Here is a 16,126-nt window from a genome sequence, read left to right on the forward strand (position 1 = left end):
AGCGCTTTCGATGCCCCAGCCCATAGAGATCATCGCCACCCTCCTGTTCGTCGTGGCGGTGTTGCACACCTTTTCCGTTCCCATGTTCGCCCGCCTGGCCCATCGCGGCGGGCCGCATGCCGGCTTCTGGCACCTGCTGGCCGAGGTCGAGGCGGTTTTCGGGGTGTGGGCGTTCGCCCTGATCGTGGCGATGGCGGCACTGTCGGGGCCGTCCGCGGCCATCGGCTACATGGACACCCGCAACTTCACCGAGCCGCTGTTCGTCTTCACCATCATGGTGGTGGCGGCCAGCCGGCCGATCCTGGAGCTGGTGGGGCTGCTGGTGCGCGCCACGGCGCGCGCGCTGCCGCTGCCGCGCGAGCTGGCGACGTTCTTCGTGGTGATGTCGCTGGTGCCGCTGGGCGGCTCGTTCATCACCGAGCCGGCGGCCATGACGCTGGCGGCGATCCTGCTGCGCGATGCCTATTTCCGCACCAGCGGCCGCGCCGGCTTCAAGTACCTGACGCTGGGCGTGCTGTTCGTCAACGTGTCGATCGGCGGCGTGCTGACCTCCTACGCGGCGCCGCCGGTGCTGATGGTGGCGTCCACCTTCGGCTGGGACTCGGCCTTCATGGCGCAGCATTTCGGCTGGCGCGCGGCGGTGGCGGTGTGCCTGAACGCGGGCCTGCTGACCTTCATCTGCCGCAAGGCGTTGCTGGAGCGCTCGGTGGGCACGGGCGGTGGAGTCGACGCCCCGGAAGGCAAGGACAACCGGCCGCCCGTGCCGGCGCTGGTGATGCTGATCCACCTGGTGTTCCTGGTGGCGGTGGTGTTGAGCGCGCACCACCCGGCGATCTTCCTCGGCCTGCTGATGATGTTCATCGGCTTTGCCGAGGCCTACAAGCGCCACCAGAACCGCCTGTTGATCAAGGAAGGGCTGATGGTGGGCTTCTTCCTGGCCGGCCTGGTGGTGCTGGGCGGCCTGCAGAAGTGGTGGCTGCAGGACCTGCTGGGCGGGCTGGAGCCGTTCGTGCTGTTCTGGGGCGCGACCGCGCTGACGGCCATTACCGACAACGCCGCGCTGACCTACCTGGGGTCGCTGGTGGAAGGCACCAGCGAAGCCTGGCGCTACATGCTGGTGGCGGGCGCGGTGACGGGGGGCGGTCTGACCGTGATCGCCAACGCGCCGAATCCGGCCGGTTTCGCCATCCTGAAGAACCATTTTCCGGACGGCAGTATCTCGTCCGGGCGGCTGTTTTTGTCCGCGCTGGGGCCGACGGCGGTGGCCGCCGTGATGTTCCTGTTGCCCGTCTGAGGGCGCGGGGCGAGCCCGTCGGCGGAGCCCCCGGGCACCCCGCTGTGGGGACGCCACCGGCCTTTCACGAAAAACCGCTAAAATTCAAGACTTTCCCGTATTTTTCCGGCCGTGCCCGGCCGTTGTCCGGTCCAGCGCCAGTTCCGGCCCCGGGGCCTCCCTTTGGTTTGGAGGACTCCTCGAGCCCCTGGTTTTGCGCAATGGGTTTGCAACGTCTGGCCGACGGTCACTGATACACCGGGCCCGCGCCTGGGAGCCCTCGATGCCCATCTACGCCTATAAGTGCAGCGCCTGCGGCCATGCCAAAGACGTCCTGCAGAAGATTTCCGACGCGCCGCTTTCGGTTTGCCCCGAGTGCGGCCAAAGCACGTTTTCCAAGCAAGTGACCGCGGCTGGCTTCCAGCTCAAGGGCTCGGGCTGGTACGTCACCGATTTCCGCGGCAACGGCAGCGGCGGCCAGCAGGCCACTGGCGCCAGTGCCCCGTCGACGCCCGCTGAAAGCGCCGCGCCGGCGGCCAGCGCACCGGCTGCGCCGGCCGCTGCCCCCGCGCCCGCCGCGGGGCCGTCCACCGCCTCCTGAGTAACCGCGCGATGCGTATGCGCGTCATCAAGAAGTACTTCATCACCGGCCTGCTGATCTGGGTTCCCCTGGTCATCACGGTGTGGGTGCTGGGTCTGCTGGTCGCCACCCTCGAAGGGTTCGTGCCTGGTTTTCTGTCGTCCGAGTCGCTGTTCGGCGTCGACATTCCCGGCTTCCGCTTCGTCCTGGTCATCGTGGTGGTGCTGTTGACGGGCATTTTCGCGGCCAACCTGATCGGCCGCACCATGGTGGACCAGTGGGAAAACCTGCTGGGCCGCATTCCCCTGGTGCGCTCGATCTACAACTCGGTCAAGCAGGTCAGCGACACCGTGCTGGCCCCGAATGGCCAGGCATTCCGCCGCGCGGTGCTGGTGCAGTATCCGCGCGCCGGCAGCTGGACCATCGCATTTGTCACCGGCACGCCTAGCGGCGAAGTGGCCGACCGGCTGCCCGGGGACCACATCAGCGTGTACGTGCCGACCACGCCGAATCCCACGTCCGGCTTCTTCCTGATGGTGCCCCGTGCCGACACGGTGGACCTGCAGATGAGCGTGGACGCGGCCTTGAAGTACATCGTTTCCATGGGCGTCGTCGCCCCGGGTCCGGCCGCGCCGGGCGCCCGGCCGGCGCCGCTCTCTCCGACGCCGGACGCGCAGCGCGCGCCGGGCGTCGACCTGTAACCCTTTACGCTACTACCAAGCACACAACGGAGTTATCCCGATGCGTACCTGCTACACCGGCCAGGTTTGCCGCGACCATCTCGGCCAGACCGTCACCCTGTATGGCTGGGTGAACCGCCGCCGCGACCACGGCGGGGTCATCTTCATCGACTTGCGCGACCGCGCGGGCCTGGCGCAGATCGTGTTCGATCCGGATAACGCCGCCTTCGCCACCGCCGAGCGCCTGCGCAACGAATTCTGCATCCGCGTCACCGGCCTGGTGCGCGAGCGTCCGGCGGGCACCGCCAATGCCGAGCTGGCCTCGGGCGAGATCGAAGTGCTGTGCAAGGAAGTCGAGATCCTGAACGCGTCGGTCACGCCGCCGTTCCAGCTGGACGACGACAACCTGTCGGAAACCACCCGCCTGACGCACCGCGTGCTGGACCTGCGCCGCCCGCAGATGCAGCGCAACCTGATGCTGCGCTACCGCGTCTCGATCGAAACCCGCAAGTTCCTGGACCAGCTGGGCTTCATCGACATCGAAACCCCGATGCTGGCCAAGAGCACGCCGGAAGGCGCGCGCGACTACCTGGTGCCCTCGCGCGTCAACGCCGGCCACTTCTTCGCGCTGCCGCAGTCGCCGCAGCTGTTCAAGCAGATGCTGATGGTGTCGGGCTTTGACCGTTACTACCAGATCACCAAGTGCTTCCGCGACGAAGACCTGCGCGCCGACCGCCAGCCGGAATTCACCCAGATCGACTGCGAAACCTCGTTCCTGAACGAGCTCGAGATCCGCGAGATCTTCGAGAACATGATCCGCCACGTGTTCAAGGTGGTGCAGGGCGTCGACCTGGCCAACCCGTTCCCCATCATGACCTGGACCGAAGCGATGCGTCGCTACGGTTCGGACAAGCCCGACCTGCGCGTGCAGCTCGAATTCACCGACATGACCGACGTCATGCGCGACGTGGACTTCAAGGTGTTCGCCGCCGCCGCCACGGCGCCCGGCAGCCGCGTGGTCGCCCTGCGCGTGCCCGGCGGCGCCGAGATGTCGCGCAGCGAGATCGACGCCTACACCCAGTTCGTCGGCATCTACGGCGCCAAGGGCCTGGCCTACATCAAGGTCAACGAAGTGGCCAAGGGCCGCGACGGCCTGCAATCGCCCATCGTCAAGAACCTGCATGACGCCGCCCTGGCCGAACTGGTCAAGCGCACCGGCGCGCAGGACGGCGACATCATCTTCTTCGGCGCCGACCGCGAGAAGGTCGTCAACGACGCCATCGGCGCGCTGCGCGTGAAGATCGGCCACAGCGAATTCGGCAAGAAGACCGGCCTGTTCACCGCGGGCTGGATGCCGCTGTGGGTGGTCGACTTCCCGATGTTCGAATACGACGAGGAAGACGGCCGCTACACCGCCGCCCACCACCCGTTCACCAGCCCCAAGGACGGCCACGAGGACTTCCTCGAGACCGATCCCAGCAAGGCGTTCGCCAAGGCCTACGACATGGTCCTGAACGGCTGGGAAATCGGCGGCGGCTCGGTCCGTATCCACCGCGAGGAAGTGCAGAGCAAGGTGTTCCGCGCGCTCAAGATCGGCGCCGAGGAAGCCCGCGAGAAGTTCGGCTACCTGCTGGACGCGCTGCAGTACGGCGCGCCTCCGCACGGCGGCATCGCCTTCGGCCTGGACCGCATCGTCACGATGATGACCGGCGCCGAATCGATCCGCGACGTGATCGCGTTCCCGAAGACCCAGCGTGCGCAGGATCTGCTGACCCAGGCGCCGTCGGAAGTCGACGAGAAGCAACTGCGCGAGCTGCATATCCGCCTGCGCAACGCAGAGCCGAAGTAGGCCCACCCCCGAGCGCCTGCGGCGCTCCCCCTCAAGGGGGCGCCGCGCGGGACCGGCGGAGCCGGATCCCGGCGGCCTGGCTAGGGATGGTGTCTCGGGTTTGTGGCGTTTTTCTGCTTGCCTTGTGTGTGCTCGGCTTGGGGACGTCCCGGGTGCGGGGCTTTGCCTGAGCGGATACGCCTCTGAGCCGCGCCGGGCCCGTTCGCTGCGTTTCAGGGTGTCTCCGAGGTGGGAAGGGTTCATGGAATTGGAGTAATCTGGCAAACGCCGCCTGGGTTGGCGGTGCTTGCCGGGACGCTTCTTTTTTGTGGGCCTCGGTTGGCGGTTTCACTGTCTTGAGAAGGCGCCATCTCCTCCATGTCGCTCATTCGTGTCGTCAGCTACAACATCCATAAAGGTCGCTCGGCGCTGGGTCGTCGCGACTCGTTGAACGAACTGCGGCTGGGCCTTTACGGCCTGCGCCCCGACCTGGTCTTCCTGCAGGAAGTGCAGGGCCGCAACGAGCAGAAATCGCTGCTCGACGCCCAGCACGAGTCGCTGGCCGCCGCGCTCAAGCTGGACGTGGCCTACGGCCGCAACGCGATCCGCAGCGCCACGGACCACGGCAACGCCCTGTTGTCGCGCTTTCCCATCCTCGATCACGAAAACCAGGACATCTCCGATCATCGCCTGGAGCAGCGCGGGCTGCTGCACGCGACCATCGAACTCGACGGCCGGGCGGTGCATTGCTTCGTGGTGCACCTGGGCCTGTTCGCCGGCAGCCGCAGCCGCCAGATCCTGGCGCTGACCGAGCGCATCCGGCGCATGGTGCCCGATGGCGAACCGATCCTGATCGCGGGCGATTTCAACGACTGGGGCGACCGGCTGGCGCCGCTGTTCGTGCAGCAGTTGGGCCTGTACGAGGTGTTTTCGCACGCCCCGCGCAGTCATGGCGGCGAATTGCCGCGCTTGCGCGATTCGGTCAAGCGCCTGAGCAACGCCCTGCGCGGCCTGCCCAACAGCGGCGTATCCGTGCTGGAACGCACCAATCAGCTGGGCATGGACGGCAATTCGCCCCTGTTGCTGCCGCCGCCGCGCACCTTTCCCGCCGTGTTTCCCTGGTTCCGCCTGGACCGCATCTACCAGCGCGGCTTCGCCGTGCGCAGCGCGCGCGTGCTGCGCGGCCGCGAATGGGCGCGGCTGTCCGATCATTCCCCCTTGCTGGCCGAGCTGGAACTCCCGTGAAGGCCGAGCAGGTCAGGCTGGAGTGGACCGACGGCAACGACATCCGGCTGCTGCAGAACGGCACCGACTTCTTTCCGGCGTTGTGCCAGGCGATCGATGCGGCGCAATCCAGCGTGCATCTGGAAACCTACATCTTCATGCTGGACCGCACCGGCGTGAAGGTGCTGGACTGCCTGACGGCGGCGGCCGCGCGCGGCGTCAAGGTGCGCGTGGTGCTCGACGGTTTCGGCGCGGCCGAAACCGCGGATACCCTGCGTGAGCGCTTGACCAGCGCGGGGGCGCAATGCCGCATCTTCCGTCCCGAGCCGCGCTGGTTCGCGAAGTTCATTCCCTCGCGCAGCCGCCTGCGGCGCCTGCACCGCAAGGTCACCATCGTCGATGGCAGCGTCGCCTTCATCGGCGGCATCAACATCATCGACGATTATGACGATCTCGATCCCACCGACGGCATCTCGGCGCCGCGCTTCGATTTCGCGGTCCAGGTGCGCGGCCCGCTGGTGACAGAGGCGGCGTACGCGCAGGACCTGCTGTGGGTGCGCCTGAACTGGGCGCGTCTGCGGCGCCATCCGCGCGACTGGAACCGCATGCGGCTGACCAAGCCCAGCCACGCGCCGGTGGCGCCCTGTGGCACCCTGCGCGCCGCGCTGGTGCTGCGGGACAACCTGCGTTTCCGCCAGACCTTCGAACGCGCCTACCTGTATGGCATCACGCAGGCGCGGCGCGACATCCTCATCGCCAACGCCTATTTCTTTCCCGGCCGCCAGTTCCGCCGCGCCCTGGCCAAGGCCGCCGCGCGCGGCGTGCGCGTGCGGCTGCTACTGCAGGGCAAGGTCGAATACCGCATGCAGTACCACGCCACTCGCTCGCTGTACGACCAGCTGCTGCGCGATGGCATCGAGATCTATGAGTACATGCCAAGCTATCTGCATGCCAAGGTGGCGGTGATCGACAACGTCGCCACGGTCGGTTCGTCCAACCTGGATCCGTTCAGCCTGCTGCTGGCGCGCGAGGCCAATGTGGTGGTCGACGACCAGCCGTTTGCCTGGGACCTGCAGGAGCGGCTGGAAGCGGCGATCCAGGAAGGCGGGCGCTTCATCCGTCCGCTGGAATATCAGCGGCGGGGGTGGGTGCGGCGTTGGGTGGATGCGATGTCGTATACGTTGCTGCGGATCGGGGTGGCGTTGACGGGGACGTCGGATAAGTATTGAGCCGGCGGCCACGGCGGTAAACTGCCGGATTGGAAGGCGGCGCCTTCACTCGGGCACTACGCAATGAGCATTCTCGTCACCGGCGGCGCCGGATTCATCGGTTCCAACTTTGTGCTGGATTGGCTGGCGCAGGGGGGCGAGCCCGTGGTCAATCTGGACAAGCTGACCTATGCCGGCAACCGGCACAACCTGGACGGGTTGAAGGACGACGCGCGCCATGTGTTCGTGGTGGGCGATGTCGGCGACATCGCGTTGGTGACCCGTCTGCTGCAAACGCACCAGCCGCGCGCGATCCTGCATTTCGCGGCGGAGTCGCACGTGGACCGCTCCATTGCCGGGGCGGGGGATTTCATCCAGAGCAATATCTGCGGCACGCATGGCCTGCTGGAGGCGGCGCGCACGTATTGGGCGGGCCTGACCGGCCCGGCCCGCGACGACTTCCGCTTCCTGCATGTTTCCACCGACGAGGTCTACGGCTCGCTGTCGCCCGATGCCCCCGCCTTCACCGAATCGAGCCCGTTTCAGCCCAATAATCCCTATTCCGCCAGCAAGGCGGCCAGCGATCACCTGGTGCGGGCCTGCGGCAAGACGCACGGCCTGCCGGTGCTGACCACGCACTGCTCCAACAACTTCGGGCCGCGCCAATTTCCGGAGAAACTGATTCCATTGATGATCCAAAATGCGCTGGCCGGCCTGCCATTGCCCGTCTACGGAGATGGCCTACATGTGCGCGACTGGCTGTACGTGACGGATCATTGCGCCGGCCTGCGCAAGGTGCTCGACCGCGGCCTTCCCGGCGAAACTTACAATCTGGGGGGCAACAGCGAGCGCACCAACCTGGACGTGGTGCTGGCCGTCTGCAAACTGTTGGACCAGCTGCGCCCGCGTGCCGATGGCGCGGCCTACAAGACGCAGATCGCGAAGGTCGCGGATCGCCCTGGGCACGATCGCCGCTACGCCATCGACACGACGCGGGCCCAGCGCGAATTGGGCTGGCGGCCTTCCGAGACGTTCGCTTCGGGGTTGGAGAAAACCGTGCGTTGGTATCTGGACAACCCGCAATGGGTTGCCGACATCGTATCGGGCGCCTACCGCCAGGGAGATCCAGCGCCATGAGTCCGACCGTGCCGCGCAAAGGCATCATCCTGGCCGGCGGGTCCGGTACCCGGTTGCATCCAGCCACGCTGGCCCTGAGCAAGCAACTGATGCCGGTCTACGACAAGCCGATGATCTACTATCCGCTCAGCACGCTGATGCTGGCGGGCATACGCGAAATTCTCATCATCACCACCCCCGACGATGCGCCGCGCTTTGCCCACTTGCTGGGGGATGGTAGCCGTTGGGGGTTGAGCCTGCGGTATGCCGTGCAACCGTCGCCTGACGGGTTGGCGCAGGCTTTCCTCATCGGTGCCGATTTCATTGGCGGGGCGCCTTGCGCGTTGATCCTGGGTGACAACCTTTTCTACGGGCATGATCTGCCGCAGTTGCTGGCGCGGGCCGACGCGCGCCAGGCGGGCGCCACCGTGTTTGCGTATCACGTGCAGGATCCGCAACGCTATGGCGTGGTGCAGTTCGATGCCGCTGGCCGCGCGCAACGGATTGACGAGAAACCGGCTTTGCCGCAGTCCAGCTATGCCGTCACCGGCCTGTATTTCTATGACGAACAAGTGGTGGAGATGGCGCGCCACATCCGTCCGTCCTCCCGCAACGAACTGGAAATCACGGACTTGAACCAAGCGTATCTGCAACTGGGCCGCCTCAATGTCGAGATCATGGGCCGCGGCCATGCCTGGCTGGATACGGGCACGCACGACAGTCTGCTTGAGGCCAGCCAGTTCATCGCTACACTGGAGCGCCGTCAGGGACTGAAAGTGGCCTGTCCCGAGGAAATCGCCTTTCGCAAGCAATGGATCGATGCCGGGCAATTGGAGGCGTTGGCACGTCCATTGCAGAAAAGCGGCTATGGCGACTATTTGATGAGCCTGCTCAAACGGCTGCCTTTCTGATGAAAATCACACCCCTGTCGCTGTCCGATATCCTGCTGATCGAACCTGAAGTGCACCGCGATGCGCGCGGGTGCTTTTTCGAGACCTATCGGCAATCAGTGCTGGACGCCGTGGTCGGACGCGAGCTGCGCTTCGTCCAGGATAACCAGTCGGAGTCCCATCGGCACGTCCTGCGTGGCTTGCACTACCAGACCCAGGATCCCCAGGGCAAGTTGGTACGCGTGACCGAAGGCGAGATCTACGATGTGGCCGTAGACATGCGCCTGGACTCGCCGACCGTCGGGCAGTGGGTGGCCCGGCGCTTGTCGGCAGAGAACCATCTTCAGTTGTGGATTCCGGAAGGCTACGCGCACGGCTTTTTGGTGTTGTCCGAGCGTGCCGTGGTGTCGTACAAGGCGACGGCCTACTACCAGCCGGCGCATCAACAGTGCCTGTTGTGGAATGATCCGGCCCTGGCGGTACCCTGGCCATTGAGCGATCCCCCCCAATTGTCGCTGCCGGACCAGCATGGCCTGACCCTGGATCGCGCTCCCCGGATCCAACTCGGCTAGCCTGGCGCCGCACGCCGCTTGCCGCCAACCAGGCCCAGTGCCAGCGCCGTGCCCACGAGGATGATGCCGGCGCCAGTCAGGATCGACACGGTGATGGCCTCGTCCAGGAACCACGCGCCCCACACCACCCCGAATACCGGGACCAGAAATGTGACACTGACCGCGCCGGTGGGACCGACATTGGCGATCAATCGGAAGAAGATGATGTAGGCGGCACCGGTGCAGACAACTGCCAGCAAAACGGTGGCCCCCCACGCGCGGACCGATATCGGCGCTTCGGGCCAAGCGGCCAGCGCCAGCGGCAGCAGTACCAGGCTGGCGGCGAGCATGCTGCCGGTCGCGTTGGACAGGGCGTCCACGCCCGTCAGGAAGCGCTTGGTCCAGTTTGCCGCGATGCCGTAGAAGATGGGGGCCGACACAGCCGCCAGCACGGCGGGGCCGGTCCCGCCGCGCTGGAAATCGAGCTTGTCCCACACCAGCACCACGATTCCCAGCAGGCCGATCGCGAGGCCCAGCGAACGCGACCAGGGCAGCCTGTCCTTTAACCATAGCCAGCCGACCACCGCACCCCATACTGGTGTGACGGCGTTGGCCACGGAAAGGAATCCCGCGCCGAGCGATTGGGCGGCGTAAGCGTATAGCAGGAACGGCAGGGCGGCGTTCAAGACGCCCACCACCAATATGGCCTTCCAGTGCCTGCCGATGATGGTCAGCTTGCCGCGCCACAAAGCGGCTGGCAGCAGGAACAGCGCGGCCAGGCCCACGCGCAGCTCGATCAGCGCAACCGGGCCGAATTCCCCCACGGCCAAGCGCATGAACAGGAAAGAGCCGCCCCAGACGGCGGCCAGGAGCAGAAGGTCCAGCAAATCGCGGCGGCGCATGATAAATCCTGAGAATCAGGTGGAATTCCGGCTGGTTGCCATATTCTTCATCTTGACCCGATGCGCGAGTACCGCGCAGGTCAGGCACAGGACAATACACAGGACCAGCCCGGTGCGCACTCCGTTTAGTATCGTGCCGTGGGAGATTAGGATGCCGACTACGGCGGTGCCCAATGCGCTGCCGATGGCGCGGGTGGTCTGCACCAGGGCCGAGGCCACGCCCACGTCGCGTCGTTCGCTCAGCATCTGCATGAACAGCGTCAGGTTGGGCAGCAGGAAGCCCAGCGCGCAGCCGTTGACGAAGAACGCCGCCAGGATCCACCAGGCCGAGGTGCCCGGCGAAATCAGCAGCACCATCAGCGTGCCCACCGCCAGCAGGCCGGCGCCGAACACCATCAGGCGCTGCGGTTCCGTCTGCCGGGGAAACAGACGGCCATTGATGATGCTGCCCACCGAGATCGCGGCCACCAGCGGGGTCAGCAGCAGGCCGGCCTCGCTCGGGGTGTAGCCGAGCACTTGTTGCAGCAGCAGCGGGCTGTAGAAGATCAGGACGAACATGACGGCGCCCACCATCATGGCGGCAAGGTTCAGCAACCGTGATTCCCAGGCCGCCAGTACACGCAGCGGAAATATCGGGGATGCGACGCGGCGTTCGATGGGAATCAAGGCGGCGATGGCTAGCGCGCCAGCAACGGCGAGGACCAGTCCCACCAAGGGGTGGGCGTGGTCGCCGCTGGCGAAGGCCAGCTCCAGGGCTGCCAGGGGCGCACCCACCGCGACCACCAGCAGTATGGCGCCAAGCCAGTCGATCTTGCGGCTTTCATTGTGCAGTGGCCGGATCCGAGGGAAATAGCGCGCGAGCAGGAAGAGCGTGATGGCCGCCGCGACCGGGGAAATGAAGAATGCGGCGCGCCAGCCCATGGCCTGTGTCACTGCGCCGCCCAGTACCGGGCCGATTCCACTCGCCATGGCGAACGCGGCGGACACCAGCGCCATCCAGCGTACGCGTTGTTTGGCGTCGGGGAACAGGTCGGCTGGCGCCGCGAACGCGGTCGCGATCATCATGCCGCCGCCGATGCCTTGCAGCGAGCGGAATACGATCAACTGCGTCATGGATTGCGACAGGCCACAGGCGATGGAGCCCAAGGCGATGATCAGGACCGACACCAACATTAACGGCTTGCGGCCAAACATGTCGCCCAGGCGACCGAAGATCAGGATCGATGCAGCAGTGGCCAGTAGGTAGCCGGTGCCCACCCAGGCATACAGGGACATGCCGTCGAGGGCCTCAGCCACGCGTGGCAAGGTGGTGCTGATGATGGTGGAATCGAATGCCGCCAGCACGACGGTGGCGGATACCCCTGCCATGGCCATCAGCAGATCGCGGCGGGAATGCACGGGGGCGGCGGGCTGGGTCGATGGGGGGGGCGGGTTCATGCCGCCAAGCATATCATCGGCCCACTAGGGTTTTCACTTGTAGAACGCGTGGTAACTCCAGAAAACCGCGATGACCAGCACCACGATCGCCCACGACCAGCGCGAATTAGACAGTCCGCGGCCCGGGGGCTCAGGCGGAGGGGGGGGCGGCGCCACCCGGGGCTGCGCCGCCATGTAATCGATGAATTCAGTGAAAAACCGGTCGATGATTTTCTCTCCGGCCTTCAGCACCAGGCTTTCACCGCATTCGGCCAGCTTGCCCCCCGTCATGCCGGCGACGGTGTAGGCAACGCGGGTGCCTTCGTCCTTGATGCTGAGATTGACCTGGGCGGTGCCGATCGCCAGGCAGGCCGCCAGCCCCTTGCCTTCGAATACCAGCGTGCAGCTATTGGGAGGGTCTACGTCGGATAGCAGGATTTCGCCTTCGTAGTCGGTATCGATGCCGGCCACCTTGGCCCGCAATGTGACCGCATATTCGGTGGCGGACCGCTGTGTCACGCTGATGCAACCCGGTATGCATCGCTGTAACACAGCGGGATCCGTGAGGGCGTCCCAGGTTTGATGCTGGGTCGAAGGAATCCACTGGGCATCGGCTATGCGCATGGCTGTCTCCTTTTCGGGCCTTGTTTGAGTATTGTGGCCCTAAACCAGGAAATCTGCCATGAGCGTGTGCGAGCCCTCGGGTGGCCCCCTTGCGCGGGTTCAGTTGGTGATCAGCGTCGTTCCGCAGGTGATCCGGTGGCGCTGCGAGGGTGAGACAAGGCCAAAAACAGGGCGATCAGCATGCCGTACATCGATATGGTGCGCATGCCTCGGAACATCAGTTCAGTCAGGCCAAATACAACAAAACTCAGGCAGAGCGCCAATCCCATCGCCGCTGAGGCTCGGGCGGGCATCGCTAAAGGCTGCCTGAGTCTACGCAAGAAAACGACGGCTGGTGCGAAATAAACAATCAGCAGGGCGCTTGCGCCGAGGATGCCATAGCTGGCCATTGCCATGAGCATATCGTTGTGGGTTTCACCAAAGTTGTTGGTGACATACTCCGAGACTATTCCGGCTTCCTGAAGCCGTGGCAAGGATTGTTCATATCGCTTGCCATTGCCGCTGCCAAGCCAGGGATCCTGCTGGAACATGTGCCATGCAGCACGTGCCAGCTGGACGCGGATGCAAACCGAGCTGTCAGCCCGATCATTTTGCGTCATGCACTCATGTATTTCTTGCTGAGCCAGATAGATTCGCTCACGGAATCCGCTGCTGCTGAAGGCGAGGGCGGATGCCGCGGCGGTGAACGCCAGCATTGCCGCCACCAGGCGCACCGGGCGAATCTTCGGAAAGAAAAGCACCAGTCCGATCGCCGCGAAAATTGGGAATGCCATCCACGTCGAGCGGGTGAACGTCAGGATGACACCTATCACGGAAGCGGCCGTTATCAACAGTTTCGCGATTCTTTCCGCGCGAGGATGTCGCGAGAAGGGCACCGCCAATGAATACAGGCTCATGCATCCGAACAGCAGCAGCAAGTTCGCATAGCTGACGGCGTTGTAGTCCCCGGTAACGGGCCGCCCGCTCGTGGTCAGTGCGAGTTCGAGCACCGTGGCTGCTCCGACCACCGCGGCCCCGAGAGTGCCGAGGATTGCGAATCGGAGTTTCTGTTCATCGATGCGCAATAGCGCAAAGAGCAATATGACAACGCTCGGGCCCAGTCGGAAGGCGCGTTCGATATCCGATGATGACCATCCGTGCTTGGCCCATTGGCTCAGCACGACGGTGAGCATCGGAAGGCACATCAACACGATGAACACCCTGTAGCCTGTCGCCGTGAGCGCATCGGGCGAGGGCGCGCTGCGCGGCCATGCCAACAGCGCCAAAGCCATCACTATCGCCAAGTAGGACAGCAGACTGCCTCCGTAACCAGAGGCCATGTTCAGCAATGGAATGGCGGCAAGTACCGCCACCAGCAAAGATTTCAAAGATCTATGCATAGTAGACGCAGTCAGTTCGCGCCGCTGCGTTTGAGAACAATCTTCAGGGTCAGGAAGGCGATGCGAAGATCCTGCCGCAAGGTGCAATTGCGCACATACTCGGTGTCGTAGGCGACGAGCTCCTCCTGGGTGAGTGCGCTGCGGCCACAGACTTGGGCCAGGCCCGTGATGCCGGGTCTGACGCCATGACGCAGTTGCCAATCATCAGCAGCGAAATCGGCACGTTGCACGGGGGTCATGGGCCGAGGTCCGATCAGAGACATGTCTCCCGTCAGCACATTCAGGAGTTGCGGCAGTTCATCCAAGCTGGTGCTTCTCAGGAAAGCCCCGATTGGTGTAATGCGCGAATCATTCACTTCGGTCGTGCGGAATGCCGACCTCTGCATCTTGACGTCTTCCAAGGGCACGCTCTCCGGTACATCACCGCCATCGACAGCGACAGTCATCGTTCGGAATTTAAGCATGCGAAACCTGCGCAGATCCTTGCCTACCCTGGTCTGCCGAAAGAAAATCGGACGGCCTTCCTTGATCAGGACTGCCAGCGCCAACCCTGCCAGGACAGGCGCTAGAACGAGCAGCAATAGCAAAGCCGCCAGGAAATCCATCGGGCGTTTCAGGCAATACGCCTGCTTGGTCTTACCCTGCACGTTGGTTTTCCCCGGTGTTCCGCAGGAAAACTTCTTCCCATAGGTTCTGCGCGATCAAGGCCCGGATTTCGCGAGTGTAGTTGTGGCTGCCGCTGATGTGATCGTCCAGTATCGATCTGAGACGCTCAGGCTTGAAGAGGGCCGGCAGATTCGATTTTTCGCCAACCAGATGGTCTTTGCAAAAACCCGCGAGCTCATTGCGGAACCAGTCACCAACCGGCACCGTGAACATTTGTTTACGGCGGTACGCCAGATCATCGCCGATCATCGGCGCGACTGCCTTCTTGTAGAGGTACTTGGTCACGCCGTCGCGCAGCTTCAGCGTGCCGGGCATGCGGAAGGCGAATTCCATCATGCGGTAATCGAGGAACGGCGTGCGCGCCTCGAGCGACTCCGCCATGCCCATGCGGTCCGGCTTTACGAGGTTATTGCCAGACAGCAGCAATTGCATGTCCAGAAACAGGGCCTGATTGATCCGGTCCTGGTGCGGGACCTGGGCCATGATGTCGCTGGCCATGACGAACGAATCCACGTTGCTCAGGCGTTGCTGATCCGCCGGCCGATAAAGGTCGATCTTGGCTTCCGGCGAGAACAGGCTGATGCTGTCGAAATAGCGCCGGGTAAATGAGGCCTGATCCAGTTCATCAATGCCGGGTTGCGAGAAGAAGCTCAGGTACTTGTCGTAGCCTGCGAACAGCTCGTCGCCGCCGTCGCCGGTCAGCACCACCTTGACGTGCTTGGCGGCAAGCTGGGAAACACGCCACGTCGGCAGAAACGATACGTCTCCGTGAGGTTGGTCGCAGTACCAGGTTGCCTTGGGCCAACGATCAAGCATGTTGGGAGAAACACGTTCCATCGTGTGCTGCGTGCCAAAGCGATCCGCTGCGGCTTGAGCGAAAGACGCTTCATCGTACCGAGGGTCGTCAAAGCCGATACAGAATGTCTGTACGGGGCGCGACATGTGGCGCGCCATCAGACCGACGACGCTGCTTGAGTCGACGCCGCCCGACAGGAATGCGCCGATTGGCACGTCGGAGCGCAGGCGAATGCGGACCGCATCGTCCAGGATGGCGTTGAATTCTTCGATCCAGTCGGATTCACTGCGGTTGTGCTCTGGCTGCACCTTGGCCAGATCCCACCACTGATGTACGGAACTACCGACGGCGCTGATTTTCATCCAATGTCCGGGCATCAGATGCCGCACGCCCTTGAACATGGTGTAAGGCGCGGGAACGTAGTTGTAGGTCAGATAGTGGTGGAGTGCCTCTTCGTCACGCACGGCCGGAATGCCTGCCAGCAGCAAGGCCTTGATCTCCGATCCAAAAACCAGTCGCTTGCCTTGCTCGGCGATGTACAGCGGTTTGACGCCGATTCGATCGCGGATCAGGTACATGGCTTGCTCGCGCTTATCCAGAATAGCGATCGCAAACATGCCATTGAGTTTGCTTACGAACGAAATGCCCTCTGTTTCATACAGGCGAAGCAGTACCTCGGTATCGGAATGGGTGCGGCAGTGTACCCCCTTTGTCGCCAATTCCGCCGCGAGTTCGACGTGATTGAAAATCTCGCCGTTCTGAACCAGAATGATCTGGCCATCATCGGAGATAAAGGGCTGATGCCCATCTTTGACATCGATAATGGAAAGACGACAGTTTCCCAGCGCAGCGCCTGCCTCGGCATGCACGCCATTTTCATCCGGCCCGCGATGGTGCAATACCTTCGCCATGGCGGAAAGCGTGTCTGCGCTGAGACTTGCCTTGTCTCGGTCAAAATAGCCAAAAATGCCGCACATTTATTTAATTCCTATC

The 16,126-nt window shown here is 64.0% G+C and carries 15 protein-coding genes; 9 read left to right on the forward strand and 6 right to left on the reverse strand.

The features are described 5' to 3' along the window. Positions 1 to 10 precede the first annotated feature (10 nt). The 9 genes from HV742_RS05105 (at position 11) to rfbC (ending at position 9,371) form a co-directional block, all read left to right on the forward strand. Complete coding sequence (locus HV742_RS05105; RefSeq protein ID WP_049077157.1) at positions 11 to 1,294, forward strand: putative Na+/H+ antiporter; 1,284 nt, start codon at positions 11 to 13, stop codon at positions 1,292 to 1,294. Positions 1,295 to 1,556: 262 nt separating this feature from the next. Continuing rightward, positions 1,557 to 1,874 carry an FmdB family zinc ribbon protein gene (locus tag HV742_RS05110; RefSeq protein WP_049077155.1) on the forward strand — a complete coding sequence of 106 codons (318 nt, stop codon included), beginning with the start codon at positions 1,557 to 1,559 and terminating at the stop codon, positions 1,872 to 1,874. 17 nt (positions 1,875 to 1,891) lie between these two features. Beyond that, positions 1,892 to 2,554, forward strand: coding sequence for a DUF502 domain-containing protein (locus HV742_RS05115; RefSeq protein WP_049077153.1), 663 nt, complete (start codon positions 1,892 to 1,894; stop codon positions 2,552 to 2,554). 40 nt (positions 2,555 to 2,594) lie between these two features. Then, entirely contained in the window at positions 2,595 to 4,382 is a 1,788-nt protein-coding gene (gene aspS / locus HV742_RS05120; protein WP_049077151.1) for an aspartate--tRNA ligase, read from the forward strand. 357 nt (positions 4,383 to 4,739) lie between these two features. Continuing rightward, positions 4,740 to 5,606 carry an endonuclease/exonuclease/phosphatase family protein gene (locus tag HV742_RS05125; protein ID WP_049077149.1) on the forward strand — a complete coding sequence of 289 codons (867 nt, stop codon included), beginning with the start codon at positions 4,740 to 4,742 and terminating at the stop codon, positions 5,604 to 5,606. After that, a complete protein-coding gene (gene clsB, locus HV742_RS05130) occupies positions 5,603 to 6,814 on the forward strand; it encodes a cardiolipin synthase ClsB (RefSeq protein ID WP_049077146.1) in 1,212 nt (403 codons plus the stop codon). The genes HV742_RS05125 and clsB overlap by 4 nt, the downstream gene beginning before the upstream one ends. A gap of 63 nt (positions 6,815 to 6,877) precedes the next feature. Beyond that, positions 6,878 to 7,930, forward strand: coding sequence for a dTDP-glucose 4,6-dehydratase (gene rfbB, locus HV742_RS05135; RefSeq protein WP_175144618.1), 1,053 nt, complete (start codon positions 6,878 to 6,880; stop codon positions 7,928 to 7,930). Next, positions 7,927 to 8,820, forward strand: a complete 894-nt coding sequence (gene rfbA / locus HV742_RS05140) for a glucose-1-phosphate thymidylyltransferase RfbA (protein ID WP_175144619.1) — start codon at positions 7,927 to 7,929, stop codon at positions 8,818 to 8,820. Before rfbB ends, rfbA begins: the two co-directional genes overlap by 4 nt. Next, the gene (gene rfbC, locus HV742_RS05145) at positions 8,820 to 9,371 is read left to right on the forward strand and encodes a dTDP-4-dehydrorhamnose 3,5-epimerase (protein WP_175144620.1); all 552 of its coding nucleotides are present in this window, start codon (positions 8,820 to 8,822) and stop codon (positions 9,369 to 9,371) included. The genes rfbA and rfbC overlap by 1 nt, the downstream gene beginning before the upstream one ends. Here the strand turns inward: rfbC and HV742_RS05150 are convergent. The 6 genes from HV742_RS05150 to asnB form a co-directional block, all read right to left on the reverse strand. Beyond that, positions 9,368 to 10,252 (reverse strand): DMT family transporter, encoded by an 885-nt coding sequence (locus tag HV742_RS05150; protein WP_175144621.1) that lies wholly within the window; start codon positions 10,250 to 10,252, stop codon positions 9,368 to 9,370. The two genes, rfbC and HV742_RS05150, sit on opposite strands and share 4 nt — an antisense overlap. 15 nt (positions 10,253 to 10,267) lie before the next feature. Next, entirely contained in the window at positions 10,268 to 11,626 is a 1,359-nt protein-coding gene (locus tag HV742_RS05155) for an MFS transporter (protein ID WP_175144712.1), read from the reverse strand. 96 nt (positions 11,627 to 11,722) lie between these two features. Next, on the reverse strand, positions 11,723 to 12,292 hold the full coding sequence (locus HV742_RS05160; RefSeq protein WP_175144622.1) for an SRPBCC family protein: 570 nt from the start codon (positions 12,290 to 12,292) through the stop codon (positions 11,723 to 11,725). Between the two features lie 110 nt (positions 12,293 to 12,402). Continuing rightward, positions 12,403 to 13,659 (reverse strand): O-antigen ligase family protein, encoded by a 1,257-nt coding sequence (locus HV742_RS05165; RefSeq protein WP_175144623.1) that lies wholly within the window; start codon positions 13,657 to 13,659, stop codon positions 12,403 to 12,405. 23 nt (positions 13,660 to 13,682) lie between these two features. Further along, positions 13,683 to 14,318, reverse strand: coding sequence for a sugar transferase (locus HV742_RS05170; RefSeq protein WP_254600971.1), 636 nt, complete (start codon positions 14,316 to 14,318; stop codon positions 13,683 to 13,685). Beyond that, the gene (asnB, locus tag HV742_RS05175; RefSeq protein ID WP_175144624.1) at positions 14,308 to 16,110 is read right to left on the reverse strand and encodes an asparagine synthase (glutamine-hydrolyzing); all 1,803 of its coding nucleotides are present in this window, start codon (positions 16,108 to 16,110) and stop codon (positions 14,308 to 14,310) included. The genes HV742_RS05170 and asnB overlap by 11 nt, the downstream gene beginning before the upstream one ends. Between the last annotated feature and the right edge of the window lie 16 nt (positions 16,111 to 16,126).

It is taken from the genome of Achromobacter ruhlandii (assembly GCF_902859695.1).
Taxonomy (GTDB): Bacteria; Pseudomonadota; Gammaproteobacteria; order Burkholderiales; family Burkholderiaceae_B; genus Achromobacter; species Achromobacter ruhlandii.

What these genes read in the sequence shown, in the direction of transcription:
- HV742_RS05105 (WP_049077157.1), top strand. Translation starts at nt 11, where the DNA reads ATGCCCCAGCCCATAGAGATCATCGCCACCCTCCTGTTCGTCGTGGCG.
- HV742_RS05110 (WP_049077155.1), top strand. Translation starts at nt 1,557, where the DNA reads ATGCCCATCTACGCCTATAAGTGCAGCGCCTGCGGCCATGCCAAAGAC.
- HV742_RS05115 (WP_049077153.1), top strand. Translation starts at nt 1,892, where the DNA reads ATGCGCGTCATCAAGAAGTACTTCATCACCGGCCTGCTGATCTGGGTT.
- aspS (WP_049077151.1), top strand. Translation starts at nt 2,595, where the DNA reads ATGCGTACCTGCTACACCGGCCAGGTTTGCCGCGACCATCTCGGCCAG.
- HV742_RS05125 (WP_049077149.1), top strand. Translation starts at nt 4,740, where the DNA reads ATGTCGCTCATTCGTGTCGTCAGCTACAACATCCATAAAGGTCGCTCG.
- rfbB (WP_175144618.1), top strand. Translation starts at nt 6,878, where the DNA reads ATGAGCATTCTCGTCACCGGCGGCGCCGGATTCATCGGTTCCAACTTT.
- rfbA (WP_175144619.1), top strand. Translation starts at nt 7,927, where the DNA reads ATGAGTCCGACCGTGCCGCGCAAAGGCATCATCCTGGCCGGCGGGTCC.
- rfbC (WP_175144620.1), top strand. Translation starts at nt 8,820, where the DNA reads ATGAAAATCACACCCCTGTCGCTGTCCGATATCCTGCTGATCGAACCT.
- HV742_RS05150 (WP_175144621.1), bottom strand. Translation starts at nt 10,252, where the DNA reads ATGCGCCGCCGCGATTTGCTGGACCTTCTGCTCCTGGCCGCCGTCTGG.
- HV742_RS05155 (WP_175144712.1), bottom strand. Translation starts at nt 11,626, where the DNA reads ATGGCCATGGCAGGGGTATCCGCCACCGTCGTGCTGGCGGCATTCGAT.
- HV742_RS05160 (WP_175144622.1), bottom strand. Translation starts at nt 12,292, where the DNA reads ATGCGCATAGCCGATGCCCAGTGGATTCCTTCGACCCAGCATCAAACC.
- asnB (WP_175144624.1), bottom strand. Translation starts at nt 16,110, where the DNA reads ATGTGCGGCATTTTTGGCTATTTTGACCGAGACAAGGCAAGTCTCAGC.